Annotated in this window: 18 protein-coding genes and 1 pseudogene; 7 read left to right on the plus strand and 12 right to left on the minus strand. The window is 53.4% G+C overall.

Annotation, left to right across the window (positions count from 1 at the left end; all coding sequences use genetic code 11):
• Positions 1-74 precede the first annotated feature (74 nt).
• Positions 75-1,160, plus strand: coding sequence for an energy-coupling factor transporter transmembrane component T (locus tag KTT_RS30920; protein ID WP_126601523.1), 1,086 nt, complete (start codon positions 75-77; stop codon positions 1,158-1,160).
• A gap of 6 nt (positions 1,161-1,166) precedes the next feature.
• Positions 1,167-2,993, plus strand: a complete 1,827-nt coding sequence (locus tag KTT_RS30925; RefSeq protein WP_126601524.1) for an ABC transporter ATP-binding protein — start codon at positions 1,167-1,169, stop codon at positions 2,991-2,993.
• 266 nt (positions 2,994-3,259) lie between these two features.
• Here KTT_RS30925 and KTT_RS30930 read toward each other — a convergent pair whose 3' ends face one another.
• Positions 3,260-3,883 carry an NUDIX hydrolase gene (locus KTT_RS30930; protein ID WP_126601525.1) on the minus strand — a complete coding sequence of 208 codons (624 nt, stop codon included), beginning with the start codon at positions 3,881-3,883 and terminating at the stop codon, positions 3,260-3,262.
• Between the two features lie 608 nt (positions 3,884-4,491).
• Complete coding sequence (locus tag KTT_RS30940; RefSeq protein ID WP_160146251.1) at positions 4,492-5,481, minus strand: LysR substrate-binding domain-containing protein; 990 nt, start codon at positions 5,479-5,481, stop codon at positions 4,492-4,494.
• A gap of 235 nt (positions 5,482-5,716) precedes the next feature.
• Between KTT_RS30940 and KTT_RS30945 the strand changes: the two genes are divergently transcribed.
• Positions 5,717-6,754 carry an aldo/keto reductase gene (locus KTT_RS30945; protein WP_126601527.1) on the plus strand — a complete coding sequence of 346 codons (1,038 nt, stop codon included), beginning with the start codon at positions 5,717-5,719 and terminating at the stop codon, positions 6,752-6,754.
• A 94-nt stretch (positions 6,755-6,848) separates the two neighbouring features.
• Here the strand turns inward: KTT_RS30945 and tnpA (KTT_RS37820) are convergent, their stop codons facing one another.
• Positions 6,849-7,040, minus strand: a complete 192-nt coding sequence (gene tnpA, locus KTT_RS37820) for an IS200/IS605 family transposase (protein ID WP_126601528.1) — start codon at positions 7,038-7,040, stop codon at positions 6,849-6,851.
• A 422-nt stretch (positions 7,041-7,462) separates the two neighbouring features.
• Here tnpA (KTT_RS37820) and KTT_RS30955 point away from each other — a divergent pair, with 422 nt between their 5' ends.
• Genes KTT_RS30955 through KTT_RS30965 form a run of 3 tightly spaced genes read left to right on the plus strand, consistent with a single transcriptional unit; the run spans position 7,463 to position 9,394 of the window.
• A complete protein-coding gene (locus KTT_RS30955; RefSeq protein WP_126601529.1) occupies positions 7,463-8,038 on the plus strand; it encodes a PadR family transcriptional regulator in 576 nt (191 codons plus the stop codon).
• Positions 8,039-8,097: 59 nt separating this feature from the next.
• Positions 8,098-8,808 (plus strand): hypothetical protein, encoded by a 711-nt coding sequence (locus KTT_RS30960; protein WP_126601530.1) that lies wholly within the window; start codon positions 8,098-8,100, stop codon positions 8,806-8,808.
• A 28-nt stretch (positions 8,809-8,836) separates the two neighbouring features.
• Complete coding sequence (locus KTT_RS30965) at positions 8,837-9,394, plus strand: hypothetical protein (RefSeq protein WP_126601531.1); 558 nt, start codon at positions 8,837-8,839, stop codon at positions 9,392-9,394.
• A 180-nt stretch (positions 9,395-9,574) separates the two neighbouring features.
• Here KTT_RS30965 and KTT_RS30970 read toward each other — a convergent pair whose 3' ends face one another.
• The 7 genes and pseudogenes from KTT_RS30970 to KTT_RS31000 all read right to left on the minus strand — a co-directional run.
• Entirely contained in the window at positions 9,575-9,844 is a 270-nt protein-coding gene (locus tag KTT_RS30970; RefSeq protein ID WP_126601532.1) for a YciI family protein, read from the minus strand.
• A 154-nt stretch (positions 9,845-9,998) separates the two neighbouring features.
• The gene (locus KTT_RS30975; RefSeq protein ID WP_126601533.1) at positions 9,999-13,004 is read right to left on the minus strand and encodes an alpha-mannosidase; all 3,006 of its coding nucleotides are present in this window, start codon (positions 13,002-13,004) and stop codon (positions 9,999-10,001) included.
• 176 nt (positions 13,005-13,180) lie between these two features.
• Complete coding sequence (locus KTT_RS30980; RefSeq protein ID WP_126601534.1) at positions 13,181-14,338, minus strand: RNA-guided endonuclease InsQ/TnpB family protein; 1,158 nt, start codon at positions 14,336-14,338, stop codon at positions 13,181-13,183.
• A 22-nt stretch (positions 14,339-14,360) separates the two neighbouring features.
• Entirely contained in the window at positions 14,361-14,756 is a 396-nt protein-coding gene (gene tnpA / locus KTT_RS30985) for an IS200/IS605 family transposase (protein WP_126601535.1), read from the minus strand.
• Between the two features lie 128 nt (positions 14,757-14,884).
• Positions 14,885-16,336 (minus strand): transposase, encoded by a 1,452-nt coding sequence (locus KTT_RS30990; protein WP_126601536.1) that lies wholly within the window; start codon positions 16,334-16,336, stop codon positions 14,885-14,887.
• Positions 16,337-16,382: 46 nt separating this feature from the next.
• On the minus strand, positions 16,383-18,179 hold the full coding sequence (locus tag KTT_RS30995; protein ID WP_126601537.1) for a reverse transcriptase/maturase family protein: 1,797 nt from the start codon (positions 18,177-18,179) through the stop codon (positions 16,383-16,385).
• A 535-nt stretch (positions 18,180-18,714) separates the two neighbouring features.
• A pseudogene (locus tag KTT_RS31000) lies at positions 18,715-18,993 on the minus strand (transposase); the annotation flags it as partial.
• Between the two features lie 4 nt (positions 18,994-18,997).
• Between KTT_RS31000 and KTT_RS31005 the strand changes: the two are divergent.
• On the plus strand, positions 18,998-19,651 hold the full coding sequence (locus KTT_RS31005; protein ID WP_371864943.1) for an MFS transporter: 654 nt from the start codon (positions 18,998-19,000) through the stop codon (positions 19,649-19,651).
• A gap of 149 nt (positions 19,652-19,800) precedes the next feature.
• On the opposite strand, the gene KTT_RS31010 is transcribed toward KTT_RS31005, so the two are convergent.
• The gene (locus KTT_RS31010; RefSeq protein ID WP_174844815.1) at positions 19,801-20,430 is read right to left on the minus strand and encodes an HNH endonuclease; all 630 of its coding nucleotides are present in this window, start codon (positions 20,428-20,430) and stop codon (positions 19,801-19,803) included.
• Positions 20,431-20,479: 49 nt separating this feature from the next.
• The gene (locus tag KTT_RS31015; protein ID WP_126601540.1) at positions 20,480-21,328 is read right to left on the minus strand and encodes a YwqG family protein; all 849 of its coding nucleotides are present in this window, start codon (positions 21,326-21,328) and stop codon (positions 20,480-20,482) included.
• Positions 21,329-21,655 lie beyond the last annotated feature (327 nt).

The following is a 21,655-nucleotide window of genomic DNA, read 5'->3' on the forward strand; positions in this document are numbered from 1 at the left end:
GCATATCGTATAATTTGTATATGTTCTACGTGCCAGCGTATTCCAGTGCATGCATATAAGGGAGGCCGTACTGTTTGTCTGACCTGAAATCATTCTCAGCTACTGCCGAGGAGGCGATCTATCTACAGCCGCCTGCTGGACGTCGCTATGTGCGCTCATTTTTGTTCTCGCGTCGTGTCGATGCCCCTTTTGCTCGTGTGCATCTGCTGGTGCGCGCCCTGCTGGTGATCTGCCTCTCGGCGGCTCAACTGCGTACCATGAATACAGCTCACCCGGATATTGTGGGCTCAATTGTTTTACTGGTGCCGAGCATCGCCATCTTTCTGATCAGCGGCATGCATGGCAAGGTGGCTCGCATCTATCTGCTGCTGATGGTGCCCACCATCTTCAGTCTTTTCTTCTCCTGGACGCTGCTCAATCCGGTGGCGGGAAATATAACATTTGTGCGGCAGCAGGTCTATCCTGGCTTTCTGACCTTTAGTCTGGCCGTCTGGCAGCTGTTGTGGGTCGGTATTGTGTTGCTCTACTATCGGTGGAAGCGTGGGATTGTGAACGGTGTCATCCTGGCCAGCGTCGCCGCTATTGTCGTCTCCTATCTCCTGCCCTTGCCCGCCTGGACCATTGCGCGCGTTCCCCTCTTCCATCCTTTAACGCTCTACATCAGTGAGCAGGGATTGTTACTGGCCCTGACCAAGGTGGTTAGCTACTCGGGTATGATGCTCTCGACTATCGCGCTGGTGGTGACCAGCCGGGACATTGAACTGATGGGGGCGATGCGCCAGATTCATATCCCGCGCCCGATTATTTTCTTCTTAAGCACCGTTTTTCGCGCCCTTAACCTGGCTCTGACCGACTACGAGACGATCTACCAGGCGCAGATCGCGCGGGCCATCAATGCCCGGCCACGGAGCTTTGTGCGTCGCCTGCGCGACCTGGCCAGTATCGCGGTCCCGATGGTTGCTATGATGATCCGGCGCTCCAGCGAAATCGGAGATGCTCTGATGGCACGTGGCTATACCCTGCGCCAGCGCGACGTCGACTTCTATGAGACGAGCCCCCTCCGCGCCATCGACTGGTTGCTCCTGCTGGCATGTCTCGTCCTGTTGTACCTGGCCATTGGCCCCTATCCTGGCCTGACGGCGCTTATTCAGAGGTGGTAATTTTAGATGATGGCACAAGAGTTCAGCGATCAACAGCAGCCTGTCACTGCGCAGGCGGGGGTACAGACCATGGACGCCACCGATAGTCGACAGGATGCGGTAAACGTAACCGGCCTCTGGTGGCGCTATCCCACCTTCAGCGAGAAGGCGGGAGCCTGGACCCTGCGCGACATCGCCCTGCGCATCAAGCAGGGTGAATGCTTCGGCATTACCGGTCCCAGCGGTGCCGGGAAAACGACGCTCTGCCGTGTGTTGATGGGGATCCTTCCCTATACGGCGCGCCTGACCAATGAGCAGTTGCCGCATCACTTTCGCGGCCAGCTTGAGATTTTACAGGAGCCGGTGACCCACGAGACCGCCACGTCGCATAAGGTCGGCATGGTCCTGCAAGATCCCGAGAACCAGTTTCTGCGCATGAGCCTGTTGCATGAGCTGGCACTGGGACTGCAGATCCAATCGCTGCCCCAGGACGAGATTGTGCAGCGCATCTATGAGGCGTTGCAGTGGGTGGGCCTGCAGAAGTTGTGGCAGGGCGCGCTCTACCTGCATCCTTCTGATCTCTCGGGCGGTCAGAAGCAGCGCGTCGCTATCGCGGCCTTCCTGGCGTTGCGCCCCCAGATCTTGATTCTGGATGAACCGACCAGCGACCTGGACCCCGTCGGCAAGCGTGAAGTGATCGAGACCATTGCCCGTCTGCGCCAGGACTACAACATGACCGTGATCCTGGTCGAGCAAGATCCTGAGATCCTGGCCACCTTCTGCGATCGTATCGCTCTACTCCACGAGGGACGCATTGAACTGGTGGCGACCCCCAGCAGTTTCTATGGAGAACGCGCCATTTTAGAGCGCTGTGGTGCCTCGGTTGGCGAGCTGACGCGCATCTGCTGGCGCACCGGTTACATGTTCCAGGGACGTCCCCCGCTGACTTTCGCGGAAGCCGAGGAGGCGTTTACCCCCGCTTTTCAGCAGCAGCGCCTCACAGCCAGCCAGCCAGCGGCTTCGGTTCCACAGGAGACGGTGGTCGAGGCGAAAAACATCGTGTATAACTACGGAGATGGCTCTCTAGCCCTCAAAGGCGTCGACCTCACCCTGTATCGTGGCGAGATGCTGGCCCTGCTGGGCCCCAATGGCAGCGGAAAGACCACCTTCGCAAAGCTGCTGGCAGGCATCTATCGCGCCACGCAGGGACAATTGCTGGTATTTGGGCAGAATGTAGCGGCGCGCAAGGTACGTGCCCGCCTGCCAGGTTCTGTCGGCTATGTCTTTCAAAATCCCGATCACCAGCTCTTTTGCCGTAAGGTGAGCGATGAGATCGAATATGGCTTGAAGAACCTGGGCATCAATGCCAGGAAGCGACGGAGCATGGTTGAGGAGACGCTGGCCGCCGTGGGCCTCTCTTCTTACGCGGATGAGGATCCCCTCTTCTTGAGTAAAGGCCAGCGTCAGCGCCTGGCCGTTGCCGCTGTACTGGCGATGGGACCCGATATTCTGGTGGTGGATGAGCCCACGACTGGCCAGGACCAGCGCTCGATTACCAGCATTATGAGCCTGCTCTGTGATCTGCAGCGGCAGGGGAAAACCATCCTGGTAATCACCCATGACATGACGCTGGTCGCCGAATATTGCCAGCGTGTGGTCGCGTTTCGCGACGGTGATCTGGCCTTTACCGGGAGCCCGGCAGACCTTTTTGACAACGAGGAGATCCTGCGGCGCACCGGTCTGCGTCCACCGGCGGCGGCGGAACTCAGCCGCCGCCTGCATCATCTTCAGCCTGCCCTGCCGCCATTGCTCACCGTCGAACAATGGGGTGACATTCTGGCTTCTCACCAGTAAGCGAGCAGAAAAATAGCCTCTTTCTTGAAGGCAAGAAAGAGGCTACCAGTGATTAATACAGACTAGCCACACCTTTGTGAGTGTCAACGAATGCGAAAGGCGTGGATGGAAAATGCGGTCAAACTATCAATGTCATGCATGTTTTTATGAGCGAGCCGGGCCTCCTTTTTCCATCCATGTAAGCAGTATAATTGGAAGGTGTCACAAAATCCTCTCAATTGAGGGTACCACCATCACGATCTCCATTAAAAATATGTAACATCCGTTTAACTCAGGAGCTGATAGGCAAATTTCAGCAGGGTTTCATAATACTGATCAGTATGTGGGCAGAAATCCTCGCGCTGGAAGTTTCTGGTAATAATTGTTTGGGGATCAGCGCTATCTGTAAGGTAGACCGGGGCAGAAATTTCACTGACTTGTTGGCGCAGTAAACGCTCGAAATCTTCGAGTTCGACACGGACGATACAGGCCACCTCTTCCCGTTGCAACACCAGATCTGTAATGGGGATAGACAACAAGTAGAAGAAGAGGTGGCAGAACTCCCGATCCAGAAAGCCTGGCCGTAAGAACGGATCTGGCAAGATACCAGCTGATACAAGGTCGTCAAAAGCAAGCTCCAGGCCCAGCTCCTCCTGAATTTCGCGCACCCCATCGCGAGGCGTTTCATGTGCCAGCAGATGTCCGGCCGCCGTGATATCTAGCTGGTTTGGATAATCCTTCTTCTGCGCGGCGCGCTGCTGGAACAGGATAGAGCGCCTGTCGGCCTGCCTCTGTACGAACCAGCAATGGAAGGTCTCGTGCCAGTAGCCTTCGCGGTGGACCTCCGCGCGCGTGCGCACGCCGATGCGTTCCATGGTCTCGCTAAAAATTGCCAGCTGCTCAGTTTCCATGCCAGGACTTGCCCTCCTCTTGCTATCTTGCCAACCTATACAGAATGCAATAGATTATAGCGGGACGGCCGCGCTGACGCAAATGCTAGCGCGCTAGCGTCTTCTGTTGAAGCAGGGGAAGTTGGAGATCTCCTTATAATAATTTGTATTCAAATAATCCTCACTTCTCTTTTTACTAGTAGAACATGTCTGTTCTATCGAGGTAAGGCTAGGATCACTGTAAAAATCAATCACAAAGCAATTTGTTGTATTTGGAACGATAACATGTTTCGCACCATTTTTACTGCTGATACCTTCCCAAGTACAAAATCCCCAAATTCTTCTCGCTCAGCCAACTATGAGCCCTGTTTGCGGAGTTGGCGTTTGTTGAGGTAGGTATTGAGTGCGAGGTGGTTCTTATACCCAGGGAGGGTGGCGATCTTGCGTACAGAAAGACCCAATTTGAGGAGATCCTTGAGACGCTCCAAATCGGCCTCAAACTTGCTTTTTGTAACGTCCGTTAACGCGATACATTTCTCTCCTCTGAAATAAGAGGTTCACTGAACACCTGCCGTACAGATGAACGTCATCTGACAAGAACATGAAAAAGCCCATTGCCATAGAGGTTGTCACCGCGAATGCCGATGAGACTCTCCTCTCGCACCTTTCCCAGGGGGTACCCTCTCCTCAACACCTCTTGTCGTCTTTTTCTGTTGCCTCAGCACCTCCTGTAGAGCCACAAGGAATTCCTGAACCAGTGGAGAGCTTCCCTCCCGACGCCATACCACAATTGTCTCGACGGCAATATCAACAGGTGCATCGGCCAGAGGACGGTACACGACCCCCTGTGTAGAAAGGGTCATCGCTGAAGCAGGCAAAAGGGAGACACCGAGATTAGCCGCCACCAATCCAAGCAGCATGCGGACGTCAGAAACTTCTTGCTTGATGAGGGGGCTGAAACCACAAAGCTGAATGATTCGATCGTAGAGATCACTTGCAGATTTGCGTTGACAAAAAATGAACGGTTCATTGGCAAGGGAATGAAGCATAACGGATGGTTGTGACGCGAAGCGATGTTGCTGTGCGAAAACGGCAACGAACGGAACGCGTTGAATCACTTCTGAGTCAAATTCCGTTGGGATGTCCTGGGGGATGCTTGCAGCAAATCCTACCTGAATTCGTTGCTGTTGTAAAGCCTGGAGTTGTTCCTGGAGATACATCTCTTTCAGGCGTACCTCGACCTCAGGAAAACGTTGGTGGTAGACGCCAAGCACATCAGGAATGATGGTATCAGTAGCAGTTGCACTGTTGACAAAACCAATATCCAGCCTTCCTACCAGACCTTGTTGCGCCTTCTGTACGCGCAAGAGAACACCCTCCATCTGCTCAAGAATACGCAGGGCTTCCTCTAAGAACACCTGGCCTGCGTTCGTCAGCATCACTGCATGGTGATTGCGCTCGAAGAGGCGCACTCCTAAGATCTGCTCCAACTGGCGAATCTGTTGACTTAAAGGCGGTTGAGCGATGTGTAATTTCTTGGCAGCGCGACTAAAGTGAAGCTCTTCGGCGACAGCGACAAAATAGCGCAAGTGACGCAGTTCGACATGCTGATTATACATAAAATATCTCACGATCATAGGAACCATATATTGGATATATCGCCAGTATACTGCTATAGTCAAGGGAAGAAACAACAAGTCCTCCATTTTTCTCTTTGCAGTGCGACCACTGTTTTGAACACAGACGCAACAGTTCAGCAGAGAAGGAGCCAGTCTTTTTTGTACAGAGAAATGAACGGCATTGTTTTTAATAAAGTTGATATCATTTCATTATCATGAGGAGGAACAAAGAGTAATGCAATATACGACACTCGGCAAGACGGGATTGGTTGTATCTCGTCTTATATTGGGTACAGCGAACTTTGGAACAGGGATGAGTCATGGGATTGATCATCCTGTAGACCAGGAGATGGCCACAAAGTTGGTTTCCCAGGCGATGGAAGCCGGAATCAATGTGTTCGATACCTCAAACGTCTATGGATTAGGTCTCGCTGAAGAATTTCTTGGTCGTGCCCTTGGATCACGCCGCAAAGAGGTAATCATCGCAACGAAAATTGGCAGGCGCACAAGCAACGCGCTCATAGATGCAGGGCTCTCCTTTCGCAACGTGATCGTCTCTACAGAGGCCAGTCTAAAACGGTTAGGCACTGATTATATCGATCTTTTGCAACTGCATGTTGCTGACCCGGTAACTCCATTTGAAGAGACGGCACGTGCGCTCGAGTACCTGCTCCAACATGGCCTTGTGCGCTACGTCGGGTATTCCAACTTCTCTGGCTGGCAGGCGGATCGTTTCCTCGCCATTCAGCAGCAGCACCACTATGCCTCATTCGTTTGTGGGCAGATGTCCTACTCCTTGTTGAACCGTGGCATTGAGCACGAGATTGTGCCTTTTTCGCAGCATACAGGTTTGGGATTGCTGACCTACAGCCCGCTTGCTGGAGGGTTATTAAGTGGAAAATATACCCGTGAGAATCCCACAGGCACTGTTGATGGACGAGCTGGACGATTGGCTGCTTTCGAGACGCTCTCTGCGGACCGTGAAACAAGCAACCCTGTTGTAGAGAAACTGTGTGCCATCGCGGCCCACCATGAAGCAACACCGAGCCAGATCGCCCTGGCATGGGTACTGGCAAAGCCATTTGTCACCTCTGTCATTCTCGGAGCCAGGAATCCTCAACAATTCTCGGCGAATGTGAAAGCCTCCGATCTTCATCTCTCGCAAGAGGAAGTAAATGAACTAGACACGATCACCGCACTTGAGCCACTGTATCCCTATACGTTGCATAAGAACAGTAGGGACCATATGATAGACCAGGCACTTCGTAGATAGTGGTCCGTGACCGAAGATGAGTGCATCATTCCTCTTCCTATGAGTTTTCGTTGTACCTGGACAAGTCTTGCTTCTTGTCCAGGGAGAATGTTCTCTACAGGTGCACATGATCTTCTTGAACATTGAGTGTCCCAATCCGCCAGCCGTTTGTTTCATACAACCGTCTGATCTCGCTGCCCACGAATTGCGCCACGGCTCCTTGCAGGATGTCCTTACGATATTTGGGACACCATACAAAATGATAAGCTATGTTGTAGGTAACATGTTTGGTATGCTGCTCTTTCATGCCTTATCATGGTATACCATAAATGCCAGGGGCGCCTAACCCCTGTCTGAAGGCCTGATTCTTACCCACATTTTACAAATGGAATCTGTGAAACGGCCATCAGGGTTTCTTGCCACGTTGACTGTTTCACAAACCCATCTCTGGCAATTGGTTTTTCAAGCCTGATCAAAAAGATGTGGGTAAGAATCAGGGCTTTAGCCGTGGGGTACTTCACCTATTCTAATCTTCGGTATCTGAAATTGAAAACAAAACTTATCATCCCGTTATTCTCTTTGTAGGCACGTTTAACCACGCGGCAGCGTCTCAGAATGCTTCTTGTACCCCTTGACTTTCCTCTTTAATCTCAGGTATACTCGCGATAGGTTTAAATAAACAGTTTGAAACAAACTATCGTTTGAGAATGATACAGCGAAAAGGGGCGCATGATGAACGAATTGCTTGTCCTTGGTCTGCTTATGCACTGGCCCCTGCATGCCTATCGACTGGCTAAGATCGCCAACAATATTCTTGGTCCAACTGGGAACATCAGTCGTGGAACCCTGTCTGGTTTGCTAGCAAAACTTGAGCAGTCTGGACTCGTTACGGAAGCTGCGTCTTCGGAGGCGCCTTTCCCTTCGGATCGCCCTTCTCGCGTCCTGGCGATTACCCCCGCTGGTCGTGAGCGCTTCTTACAACTCATGCTAGATACGCCCTCTCACCTGGATATCCCACGTTTCCACATGAAAGCTTTACACCTGGAGTTTTTGCCAGCGGAACAGCAACTTTTCCTGATTGAGCACTTTCTGCTTGCCTGTCAGAGCTTCATTCGGGATAAGCAGGCCGAGGTTCACCGCTTCGGAGCCGATGCGGAGAAACATGTCCACATTAACGATACCTTTTCTGAAGGCGTTCAGGCGTTTATGCGCCTCAAAATCGAGCAGATGCAGCTTGAAATAACGTGGGGACAGGCGTTGCGCGACCGCGTTGTTGGCCGCCTGCATCGTGAATCCCTCCCATAGCTGCTGTCACCCTCTCTATCGGAATCGATGGCCTTTTTTATGCAAGGAAGGAACTAAAGATGGAACTACCAGCATCCCGTTCAGAACAGCGATCAGCGTCTCAGGCCTTTGTCTTCCAACGCCTCCTGTTGGCGGCCTGTATTATTCTTGCACCATTGAGCATTACCATCTATATTCTGGCGTGGCCTGAAAATCCAGCGTCCGTTTTAAATGACCCGATAGCTGCGCCTATCAAGACCAGCATGATGGCCGGTTCTACTGGAAATATGTTGCACTTTATTGGGGCGATTGCCGCGTCTTTCTTTTTGCCCGTTGGCTATCTGGCAATGTCGCTTCTGGGGATGCGACGTGCTCCCTGGCTGGGCACCATCTCGGCGGCGCTTTCTCTACTGGGGTGGATTCCCTGGGCGGCGCTCATTAGCATCGATGATCTTGCCTATGATATTGCGTTACGGGGGGACACTACACAATTCTCAGCGCTCTGGACACACTTCAACAACGATCCGGTCATGGTAACTTACCTGCTCATCTATATTCCCTGTCACCTTCTCAGTGCCATCCTGATCGGTATTATGCTGGGCCGGCAGCGTATCATTCCTGTGTGGGCTGCCTGGGCTTTTGCTCTGACCAGTCCGCTTACGATTCCTTACTTCATCGTGCATATTGCCACGTTTCGCTATATTCTGAGAACGGTGATCTGCGCCTTATGGATTATTGGTGCTGCTCCCGCCGCTCTGGCTATGCTTAAACACAAACATGATCAATTGTAATGTATATGCGCATGTGAAAGGACACATCGTGGACGCACAATTCAATGACCAACCTATCTCAGATGAGATGGCGCAATCGACACATGAAACTCATACTTCCCAGAAACGCGTCGCTTCCAAACAGCCAGTTTTCTTGCTGGTGGCCTGGATTTTGTTGCTCCTGATTGGAGGGCTCTTCCTCTTCGCCTCTCTCTCAGATCTTGTTTCTGATGCCCGCGTCGGTCTTCCCACCGATCATCTGGAGGTCTTCCACAGCATTACCGGCATGACCTGGAACGCTGCGAAAGTCGCGTCACCCCAGATCACGCGTTATACGACACTGCTGGAGGTGACCTATGCGGTGCATGAACTCGTCTTCGGCCTGCTTTTCCTGGTCATCGTCAGTATTCCATTCCGCAGACGTGCCCGCTGGGCCTGGTGGGCCTGCTGGATTCCGATGATCGCCAATCTCACCTATACCTTTGCCATGGCACACTACAGCCGCACGACCCTGACGTACAGCCTCATCGCTGATATCGCTCTGCCCTTGCTCTTGTTTGTGCACATACCAGCCTTTTTCAGCAAATCGGCGCCTCGTTCCGCATAGGTTGATGGAGAGGAACATAGCTGGTAATAACCACGACTCGCAACTTCAGGGGGAATTGGCTCCCCGTTTCGCATGCTTCATGCCCGCCTCTCTATGCTTGTCCTCCCGGTGCGGGCATGAGTATTCTCGCCTGATATGTGAGTCCGTTTTTCGCCTACCAATGGTTCGTTAATTTCTCGATCAAGACAGCATGGTATCGCCCCAATCCTTGATCTGATATTCTTTCACGGCGCCCTCCAGATAGAACGGATCTGACCTGGCGAAAGCTTCGGCCGCAGCCCGGGTGCGGAAGAGCACCATATTTCCGCCTCCTGCGTCTGTAAAAGGGCCTACTCCCACTATCTCTCCACGAGCAAGGAACTCATCGAGGAATGCCTTATGGCGAGGGTAGATGGCCATAATCCCGTCGCGGGTCTTTCCCGCGCTGCTGCCAATCACTGCAAACAACATGTGTAACCTCATTTCAAGAAATGATTCTGCTTTTTTTTATCCTGAGCAACAGTTACGAGAACTGTTGCTCGGGAATGCAGATTACAAGTTCTGGGAAAAGTATACCTCATGAGAAGCGAGCGGTTTGCTCAGAGTTGTATTTTTTTACATATGTCTATATTTGGATGCGGAGGGTGACGATTTCAAACGGATTGAAGTTGAGCTCAATCGTCGTGTTATCCTGCACCGGTAGCGTAGTCTCTACCACCTCCAGCAAGTTGGTGCTGCTGGCCGTTTTGATGGGCGCATTGATGGTCAGGGTTGTGCGGGTAGTGGAGCCCGAGGCTTCATAGAGGCGAATGATAATATCATCACCATCCTCGGCCTTTTTCATGGTCTCGATAATGACATTCTCCGCCGCCAACTGCGCGAAGGAGGTGACGCTCGACGAGCCCTGTTGGGGTTCGCCCTGCACATACTGGATGGGAACATTCAACTCGTAGCCTGCACGGACCACATTGCCGGTAATATGATTGCCAGCGTGGGGATAGAGCGCGTAAGTGAAGTCGTGTTCCGCTCGGTCGGCGACCGGATCGGGATACGATGGGCTGCGTAGCAGGTTGAGGTCCAGCGTATTCTGGGTAACTTTATGCCCGTATTTGCAGTCGTTGAGCAGGGCGACGCCAGAATCCCACTGCGAGAGATCGATCCACTTATGGGCGCAGATCTCATAACGGGCCATATCCCAGCTGGTATTGCGGTGGGTAGGACGCTTGATCGAACCAAACTGGATGTCGCAGGTCGCCTCGGAGGCGTTCACGGCCAGCAGGAAACTGGTGCGCAACATCGTATGGCTTTCCTGCCAATTGACATGCGTCACAAAGTCCAGGCGCGGGCTCCCGGCCGTCAGTATGATGCGCTGCCGCAGGGTCGATTTTCCGAAGCTATAGTGCTGTTCCGCAATGGCCTGGGGACCATTGACGCGAACCGACATCTCCTCCAGCTTGAAGTGGTGCGGCATTTGCTCATCGTACTGGATCGGGAAGTCCCAGGCGTCGCCTTCATCGTGGTAAAGCGCCAGCCGGTTGCCATACGCTCCGGACTCAAGCACCTCGCGCTGCAGCACCTTATCAAAGATAGACTGGATGCTGCCATCGGGGGCGAACTGGACGCGCAGCGTATCGTTTTGCAGCATGTTCGCGCTGACCTCTAGCTGTCCTCTTGTATCTTCCATGTTACCACCGCAGGCCTGCTCAAGGGAGACGTAGCCCAGGGCGGGCACGGTAACGTGATACCATTCTCCCTCAACCCGCAGCCACTGCTGACGCTCCCAGGAGAGCGAATTAAAGAGGGTAATCGCCTCGGTCGTGCCGGGCTGCGTGAGCAAGGTTGCTCGGGCCTGTCGCGTCAGATCCTGCACTTGATTGGACAGCTCTTCATAGCGAGCCAGCGACTCATCGTAGACGCGGGTAATGGAGGAGCCGGGCAGGATATCGTGGAACTGATAGAGTAGGACCTCTTTCCAGATCGCGTCCAACTGCCTTGTGGGATAGGTATAGCCTGGCGTACGGGCTGCCAGCACGGCCGCAAACTCCAGTTCACGCAGCGCCAGTTCCAGCGTACGATTAAAGCGCTTGTTGCGAGCCTGGGTGGTATACGTCCCCTGGTGCTTTTCCAGATAGAGCTCACCGACCCACGTCTGATAGTCTTCGGTATCGCTGGCGATGCGCTCAAAAAAAGTCTCGATCGGCTCTTGCTTGACCGGGGGCAGGCCGGCCAGATTCTTTTCGCGTGCCAGACGCTCCAGGTGTTCGACTCCGGGACCGCCACCACCATCTCCGATGCCGAACAGCAGCGTACTATACTCGGAGATGGCCTTATCGGCGAAGTTCTTTTCGGCGGCGAGCAGGGCGCGTGGCGCGGCCGAACTATTGTAGGTTCCTTCGGGCGGCATATGGGCCAGTACCCGTGAACCATCGATGCCCTGCCAGTAGAAGGTGTGGTGCGGAAACACGTTATAGGTGTTCCAGGACAGCTTGATGGTCAGGAAATAATCGATGTCAGCCTTTTTCAGGATCTGGGGGAGGGCACCGGAATAGCCAAAGACATCGGGCAGCCAGAGCATCTTTGGCTCGGTGCCAAACTCTTCACGGAAGAAACGTTTGCCGTAGATGATTTGACGTACCAGAGCCTCGCCGCCCGAAATATTGGTGTCGGGTTCAACCCACATCGCACCCTGCGTTTCCCAGCGACCCTCGGCGACTTTAGGCGCGATCCTTTGAAAGAGTTGCGGATAATAGTCTTTCATCCACTGATAGAGCTGCGGCTGGCTGGCGCCGAAGATATACTCGGGATAGCGATCCAGCAGGGCCAGCGCGGTAGAGAAGGTGCGCGCCCCTTTGCGGATGGTTTCGCGTATCGGCCAGAGCCAGGCCAGATCGATGTGGGCATGGCCGATGGCGCTCAATCGCAAGGAAGGCGTGCCACCGCTTTTGGCCAGCTCGGGAGCCAGGATGGCGCGGGCCCGACTGGCCTCCTCCGGCGTATACTCCACCAGCTCACCGTCCGCCTTGGAGAGTGCGAACAGGATACGCTGCTGGCGCGCGCTATCCGGCGAAAGCTTCGTCATCAGCTCATGCAGGACCTCGAAGTCGTAGTAGAGGTGGTACAGCTCTTCATGCAAGAGCGCGACATGCGCCTCCTTCAAGGTGCCGCTATCCTGGTAGCGTCCAAATAGATCATTGCAGCCTGCATCCGCCCACAGGTCAATGTTCTCGCCACCCTGTGCACAATCGGTCAGTGGAAATACATGTTTGCCCGGCCTGCCCAGACTGTAATCAAATTCAGAGCTCACCGTGGTCAATCCCTGGACAGGATCGCCGTTTGCATCCACGACGCAGGCCTCGCCGCTGAGATCGATCAGCAACACGACTGCCTGTCCGGCAGCCTGCTCGGGCACCTGGCCAGTAAAATGGAACCAGGCGCAGTCCCACAATTTTCCCCAGCTCTGGCCCAGAGCGATTGTCGCGTGCCGACCTGACTGGCGCTCCGCGAATGGCACCGGCTCAGGCGTAATCCATGCCTCGCTATGTAGTTCCGCCAGAGGCGTGTAGATAGCCTTCTCAATGCGCTGTAACGTCGCTGCTAATGCGCCCGGGGTCTTTAGGTAGTGATACGGCAAATGTATTCCCCTTTTCTATGGATGCAAATGTATAAATACATGGTGTCTGGCAACTTCATCGTTGAAAATTATTTTGACACTCCCCGATCTAAAGACGTGGGGATTCTTCCTTCATCCATCGAACTTGCTCACGGATATTGCTACCAGCAAGTAGAGGCCCAATGTCCAGAAGCGTTTCATGCACTCAACGGCGCATCCGTTCCCGTATGCCCTACGGTACGGTCCTGTTCACGTTGCTCTCGTTCTGCCAACGCTTTTGCCAGAATATTACGGGCGGCATTCTCATCGCGGTCCATTACCAGTTCGCACTTGGGACAAACGTGGGTACGCACGCTCAAGCTTTTCTTGACAAGCGTGCCACAGCCGCTACAGTTCTGGCTGGTGAAATGTGGTGCGACCTTGATCACGGGAATGGTGTGCAACGACCCATAGTATTGCACCCAGGCCAGGAAGCGGCCCCAGGATGCATCATTGATCGACTTGGCAAGGTGGTGATTGCGCACGAGATTCGCTATCTTCAAGTCTTCAAAGGCAATGAGATCGTGAGATGTCACTAACGCGTTCGCCTCTTTGCGGGCGAAATCTTCGCGCTGCCTCTGGACTTTCAGGTGTGCTTTTGCCAACGTCTTTCTGGCCTTCAAACGGTTCTTGCTGCCCTTGGTTGTCTTGGAGAGACGACGCTGTAACCGCTTGAGACGTTTCTCGGCTTTGTGGTAGTGGCGGGGATTTTCGACAGTAGTGCCATTGGCATCGGTGTAGTAGGCTTTGAGTCCCACGTCAATGCCGGTGATTGCTCCTGTCATCTCATGTTCGACGACCCGATCCGTCTGCACGGCAAACTGGCAGAAGTAGCCGTCTGCACGCCTGATGAGGCGAACCCGCTTGATCTGTTTGACTGGAAAGGTTTCAATGGCTCGCGTACCCACCAGACGCAAGCATCCAATCCCACAGCCATCGGTGAAGGTGATGTGTCTGCCGTCTGCTTTCAACTTCCACCCAGAGGTTTTGTATTCCACCGAACGGTTGTCATGCTGAAAACGGGGGAAGCCTTTCTTCCCTGGTTTCTTCTGTTTGCAGTTGTCATAGAAGCGGGAGATCGCAGACCACGCCCGATCCGCTGCGGCTTGCCGTGCCATCGAATTGAGCTTGCTGGCAAAAGGAAATTCCTGAGCAAGGAAGGAACACGAGGCTTGCAAATCATTGCGACCGACACCACGACCGTCCATCCACTGTCGGATACCCTTGTTGCGGATGAATTGCGTGATCCTGATCGCGTCTTCAATGGCGGCGTATTGTGCCTTCGTGCCATCAAGCTTGTATTCGTAGATGAGCATAGCCTCGTGTCCCCCCTTCCTGCTAGGATCTTGATTGGCGGGCAATATAGGCGTCAATAATCTCTTGACTTACATGCCCGGCAGTTGAATAGAATGTCGAACGGGTCCACAATGACGGCATCCGTCTCAGGTGCTCAAATTGCTTGCGCAGATGGTTGGATGAGCGACCTTTGATGAGCCGTGCCACATCGGTGGGCGTGGTATAAGGGTTGGTCTGAATGAAGAGATGGACGTGATCGGGTTGAATCGCCAGTCGGACAATGTGCCACTGATTTTCCTCTGCCACGTGTTCAATCTCCTCTTTTAACCGATCATGCACCGGACCTACCAACACCTTGCGTCGTCGTTTCGGGCAGAAAACGATGTGACATAAAATGTGGTGGACCGCATGTTGTTCATGGATATATGTATCGCTCATGTAGATTATTGTAGTTGATGCGACATGCTTTGTCAACATTCCACTGCGCGCCAGCCCCAAACAAGGAACGGCGATTCATCCCCCGCATGAAGGACTCTGTTGGGAAATTTTGTTCAGGCATCGGAACATCACACCTGAGCCACCTCCTTGAGACGAGCAAAGGGCGTGGCTCGGCGTTCAGGACGGGAAAGCGTCCCTTGCGTTTGTGCTTGAAGATGTGCGATGATGCGCACTACATTGATCCCAGCCGCAATCTGTACATGGTGCAGATGCGTCTTTCGCTCCCCGCGATAAGGACTCCGTCGCATTCTGGTCCGACGCGCTGCTTGTGAAATGGTTCCTTCAACATTAGCACGCAGGGCGTATTCCTCTTGGAAAGCAGACGTGTCTTGCTCTTTTCGGCGCTGCTCTAACGCCTCATAGGCTTCTTGAGGCAGGAGTTTGAGAATACGCCCCTTGGCCCCAGTTGTGCAGTGCTCTCGTGCCATGCACGCCTGACAGCATTGGGGAGGAAAACAAACCTCAATTTTGTCTGTGCCGTGTCGGTCACGAAACGGAGCCCATCGCTGGCTCAGATGGCCTTGAGGACAACGGACCTGTTGCTGGTGCCAATCCACTTCAAAGTCGTACAGCCCATACCCCTCTCCAGCTTGCGCTTGCCAACTGGTTGACTCCTGGAGCGGACCCATCATCTCGGTTCCTCGTTTGGCTTGCTCGACAAGAGAGGTGGCACTGGTGTAGCCTTGATCCACGAACAGGGCCGAAGGGGCCACCTCGCGTTCACGCAGGTCCTGCAGGATTGGTTCCACTGCCATGCTATCAGGAGTCGTTGCCGGGACCGTGTGAACCTGGACAATCAGATGGGGCATGTGCGGATCTTGATCACAGGTCTCGGTCAGATGGATCTTGTATCCTAACCAGATGAGTTCTCGTTTGCGAGCCGAGCGTGCGTGTTCATCGTAGGGCGAAACGATCCGGTCCTCGTTCGTGACCGCAGGCCCATCACGCCATCGCACTCCAGTCTGGCCACGCTCGTAATGCTGATCAAAGACCTGTCGGAGACGGATGACAGAAGGTAATTGGCCCAAAGCTGAGGGCATTTCTTGCTGTTCGAGACCATCTAACAGCCGTGCCACATCCTCTCCTACCTGCTTGCGTAGGGCCTGTTGTTCGCTCTCCTGCTTAGGAAAGCGTGTCATCTCAAAACGGTGAACAGAACGATCGAACCAGTCGGGGGCCACATGCAAAAGCAACCACTCCGGGTCCTGTTTCGCCAGGTCATTGAGCGCGGCCCGCATACTCTCACCAACACTTTCCAGGCTGTTGAGCGTTCGCACCGCAGCGAGTACGGCGCTTGAATCCGTCCGTTGTTTGCCGCCGGCTTTGAGGCAGCCCCGTTGCCGGCTGACTGTCAAGATGGGTTCGAGCACCAGAGACTCGGCATGGGCATCGATGAGCCGTTGGCGAAAATCGCATAAAATCGTAAAATCGACCCCTTCGTCGTCTAAAGGTAAACTACAGGGTAGGCCGCTGGCGAGTTCCTCCGCAAAGAGCGGAGCACTTTTCCATCGGCCCCCCACCGAACCGGACGGGAACCTTTCGATTCATCTGGCTCTCTGGTAATGTTCATTCGAGGCGATGAGATGTCAGCGGTTTCCCGGCATGAATAGCTTTGTGGCAGGATTGGCAGACAACCAGTGTTTTTCGATGACGTGCCGCCATCGTTTTGACCCACGCTGGCTTTTCAGGCCGACCATAGCGTTCAAGATCCTTCAGAGCTCGGATATGGTGGACTTCGATCTGCGTATGCGAGTCACAGAGTTCACATGTCTCCGCAAGCAGTCGTTGAACGATTTCCGTTCGCCCATTCCAATAAAGGTAGGGATCATCATTGAGAACCGCCTCCATACGGCGTTGCAGAGGAATACCACCCCATTGGGCAATGAGGGGGTCTTTCCCTTCCCGCTGGATGACCGTTTGCAGTCCTTTGTAGACTTTCCCATCGGTCATCAGGGTGGCTCGGAAGCGTTCGTAGACTTGATGCACTGAGATTTTGAGTTTGGCTGCCAGTGTTTTGACCAGGGATTGCTCCATGATCCACTTCAGCTTGTTTAATCCATAGACATTGTGAGCCAGGCGGTAATACTCCACGACGCCCCGATACACCCCCTGGTAATGCACGATGATCGAAAAGACCGAGTCATTGAGCATCTCCGTGCGATGGATTGGCTTGTTATGGGTCATGTACCGCTGGCATTTGGCTTGGATTACTGCCGCAGGAAGAGAGAGTTCTATCTTCCCGTTGAGCACACGTCGCTTGTAGTACGCTTGCTCATGCGCATCGTTGCGCTGAAAGGTCGAGAGTTCATACCCAAGGAATTTCGCCTTTTCCGTGCGCATATGGGTAATAAGCGTTTTGGTTTCTGAGAGGTCCAGTTTGAGAGACTCACGCAGGAACATTCCCAGTTGGCGTTTGATTTCCTTGGCATCTTCCTTTGGCCCGATGATTCCCAGGCAAAAGTCGTCTGCATAGCGACAATACCGGAGCCGTCGGTAATCGGGATCGTAGGGATCGATCGAAGGAAGAGAGCGCCGCTGTTGTTCCAGGCTTTTCGTTTCTTCTTGCTTTCCCTGCTGCCGCTTTCGACGGATGGTACTGCTGAGGCGAGTGTAGGTGGGGTTGGCCTTGCGGCGTTCTCCCCTGGTGTATGCTGGGATGAGCGTGTCTTCGACAAAGGTATCCAGATGGCTGAGCACGATATTGGAAAGTATTGGACCAAGAATTGAGCCTTGCGGTGCACCGCTTAATGTGCGGTTCCATTTCCAGTTTTCTAGATATCCTGCTTTCAGCAAACTGCGGATGAGTTGAAGAAAGCGACCATCATGAATATATTTTGCCAGGGTATCGAGCAACAAGTCGTGCGACAAGTTGTCGAAGCAGGCAGCAATATCTCCCTCAATGGTCCAGGTTACTCCAGCCCAATGGTCGTAAATGTCCTTGAGAGCCGTATGGCAACCTCGTCCGGGCCGAAAACCGTGGGAGTGTTCAGAAAAAGTTGGTTCGAAGTATGCCTCAAGTATGAGGCGAATAACTTCTTGTAACAGCTTATCTGACCACGTTGGAAGACCCAGAGCGCGCGTCTTCGTGCTGTTCCGCTTTGGAATGACAACCCGTCGCACCGGTTTCCATTGATACCGTTCCTGACGTAATGCGTTGATGATCGCATCAATTTTCGCCAGGGACATGCTATCAACGGTTTCCGTTGTGACCCCCTGGGTCATGGCTCCTTTGTTCCGATAGATTTTGCCGTAAGCAATCAGGTACCATTCACGATTGAACAATTGTCGATACACGCGGGTCAATGGTAATCGCTTTTTCCCACGTTCTCGAACGAGTTCCAAGTAAACCCTGGCCTCCTGCATTACGCATACCTCGTTTCGTGTTGGAACTCCACATTTCCTGTCTTCCTTCCCCCTGTGGCTGGCTTTCCCAACCGCCCTGGTGGGTCGTGACTCCCACGAGTAGTATGAAGACTCTGTGACCCTAAGCCTCGCAGCTCGTAGGCCATCCCGTGGTACGTCATGGTGATACGTCCGAGCGTGACGTAGGCACGCAATTCATCCCCTTTGCCAACTTCATTAGCTGGTCCCCAATATGAAGAAGGGTGCAGTAATCGCCCTAAGTAATTACTGCATCATATGGCATCGGTAATAGACGCTATGACCGATGGGTGAAATATGACACCACATGGAGATTTGCATTTGAGCAGTGTAGCTCTTGCCATATCACGCGAGCCTTGCAGAACAGCACCCTAAGCGTCTTCGAATGTTTTCTGCGTTTCCAACATGCTCTTGTCCCCTTTCCTTTTCAGGTCCAGGTAAGTTGGATGACTCAAGAATCTCCCTTCTCATTCTTCCTGGCTGCACCAGGGATATCACCATGCGCCACACGGCGCAACAAGGCGTAGTTCCAATCAATGCGCGCCCGCACTGCTTCTGCTGCTTGACGATCGGTGAGGTGCTCAATGGTTTGTAACACTGTCACTACGGCCAAACGCCAGGGAGTTTCTGCATTCCGTCCACGCTTGGGGAACAGATGAGCAAAGGTCTCATCTGTAGAGATGCTTGCCAGTTCGTCTCGTAAGACCATCGCGAGCGTCCCTTTGGGGAATGCTCGATGGGCGATCCGGTTCGTTGTTTCTGGAACCTCATCTAGCCGTCTCGGTTTCATGGACATGAGCATGCTCCTTTGCTTCTCGTCTTTCACTCCATTCCTGTCAAGGGGGGATTTTTTCTCACCTTACCATCTTTGCTCTTCCTTGACGAGTTGTCTGAACAAAAATTTCCAACAGAGTCATTTATGCGGGTGGAGTGTCAATCTCTACGCTATTCGCGAATTGCATATGAGTCCGGCAATCCTGGGGCTGACCATAGCAGGGGGGAGCGTTGGAGCATTGATTGGTTCTTTCGCGGCTACGCCTGCTGCCAATTGGTGTGGTGTTGGACGCGCGATAGTGGGAGCTGTTTGTCTGGAAGGATTGGGCGCTCTGTTGATTCCGCTGGCTGGTGGTTCAATGTGGCTTGTCATTTCTCTGTTCATCGCCGGACGCTTTCTCATGGGGATGATGGATCTCATTTACCATATTAACCAACTGAGTTTGCGCCAGATCAGAACTCCAAACAACTTGCAAGGGCGCGTCAATGCCACCATCCGTTTTATTGCCGGCGGTGTTGTCGCCTTTTCCTCTCTACTGGGCGGTTTTCTCGGCACAGCCATTGGTCTGCGCGCCACACTTTTTCTTGGTGCCGGTGGCGTTTGCTTCTCTTGTCTATGGCTTATCTGTTCTCCTATATGGAAAATAACAGACCTTCAGCCAGCACATAAGGACAAATAGCCCGCTTACCATCTGATTAATCGTGTCTTTCCAGAAGAATAAGAGGCCAGTAAGCGTTGCCGTTGCCTGGCCTCGTTTTCGCTGTAATTGCCTCTCCTGAAGATGGATATTTTTATGCCGGGTGTTCTCGCCAGAGACGCATCACTTTTTCAGTCGGTGGGGCCGTCATAGTTGTTGGATGATTTATAGGGCATGCGATTGTACTCCTGCAGCCAGTTGGTGGCGATCTGGATCTGCGCATCTCGCAGGCTTATCTTGCCGCTGCAGACCTGGTCGCGTAAATAGTTTTCGACTTTATCTTTTTCATGATAGCCTGGCACAGGCGTCGCGCTCTCGGGCCACAGGTTCGAGATATCGTTTGTGCCGCCCAGTTGCAGGCTTACCAGATGATCGATCTGATACTGTCCTGGCGCGCGCCTGGTGATGCCGTAGGAGGCGTAGACCTGGTTTTTGAGACTCACCGGCACATTCCGCACAGAGGTGGCATAGCCCGGTGTGCAGACCTGGGCCGTGGTCAGATTGGGGAAGATATCACCGGGGGTGCACGCCGTATCCTGTAGCGGTCCCTGCGCCTGGCAGCCACTGGTTTTGGTCCGGTGGCCCCAGGCAGGGGCTACAACAATACTATCAAAGGAAGCGGAGGCGCCCCTGAGCATGGTTTGTGCCCTATTTGATTGGTCGCCAGTCAGGATATTTGTTGTAAAGGGAAGGTCACACGCACTGAAAAAAACGACAAGAAGCGTGAATAGCGTCACCCATATCAAGCCTTTGCGCATCATCCAACGTCTCCTTCTGCCTGATCCTTCAGTTGTGGTGATCTACCGGAGCTCAGGAAGATTGGGCCACCAGCCAGGTGGAGTCGAATTTCTGTGCCTGTAGATCGGCGAGCTTGATCCAATAGTAGAGCATGCCAGAGCCGGGCCAGTTCATGTTGATACGCTCATCGCTATCAACCTGCAATAGCAACTGCCACTCGTTGGCGCTCTTTGAGAGTTCAGCCACCTTTGGATCATCGGCATCGGTGATGCCGTTGGTCATCATCTGGCACTGCAGGCGCATGTCATCCTGCAGCGTCTCAGGATAGCCAAGCATCTGATGATGCGGCTGGGTCGAGGGTTTGCCCGTAAAGCTGGCGTATACCGTATCATATTTTGCCTGATCGTCGTTATTCCAGGCAAGGTCGGCAATTTCCAACTGCGGCTGTTGGGACATTGTCGACATCGCATCAAAGCCGACTGTGCTGGTTTTGAAGCGGGCCTCTTGCGGCAAACTTGTGGGAACCCTAGCGGGTTGTAGATGCTGGATATCACTGCTGTAGAGGACACTCCAGCCGCCAGCATCCTGTGGATCTTCTCCGTACGTCTCTTGCTTAGCATCATAAAAAAACCAGAGCATACCCTGCTGAGGTAGCCTATGGTTGGTATCGTAGGGTGCGACCTCATCCAGACGGATCTGAGCCACAAACGACAGGGGCGCATCCTTTTTCATCGGCCATTGCTGTCCCTGGGGGAGATCTGGTATGCCACCTATCTTCGAAATGCCAGCCTTCAATCCGGCCTCATCTTTCACGGGCGCAGCCTTCAGGCTGATCGCCGGCTGTACCAGGACCTGAACAGAGTCCGCCAGGCGTTCCAGGCCAGCTTTCTTTAACGCCTTCTGCGTATCTTCAGCTTTCATCTATTTTTCTGCCTCCATTACACTCTCTCGTACTGAAAACACTAGATCTGTCTGCCCTGGAAACCGGGAAGGCATCATTCTATATGTTTTCTGTCTCTCACTTGTAGTACGTGGCACCAGAGCTTTTTGAGGCAAACGACCTCAGCGCACCTGCAGGGCTTACTCTTTGTATGGTTATTGCTTGCCGTGCGCCTGGGTTTTCACACCTGCGGCGTTGAGGGGCTATTTGTATGTTGATGGGTCGGATGCGCATTCGCGCACCCGGCCCATCAATATCCCCGCGTCCGCGCAGCGGACGCGCGCCTGTAAAAAGTATGCCTGACAGTA

The sequence above is a fragment of the Dictyobacter aurantiacus genome (genome assembly GCF_003967515.1).
GTDB lineage: Bacteria > Chloroflexota > Ktedonobacteria > Ktedonobacterales > Ktedonobacteraceae > Dictyobacter > Dictyobacter aurantiacus.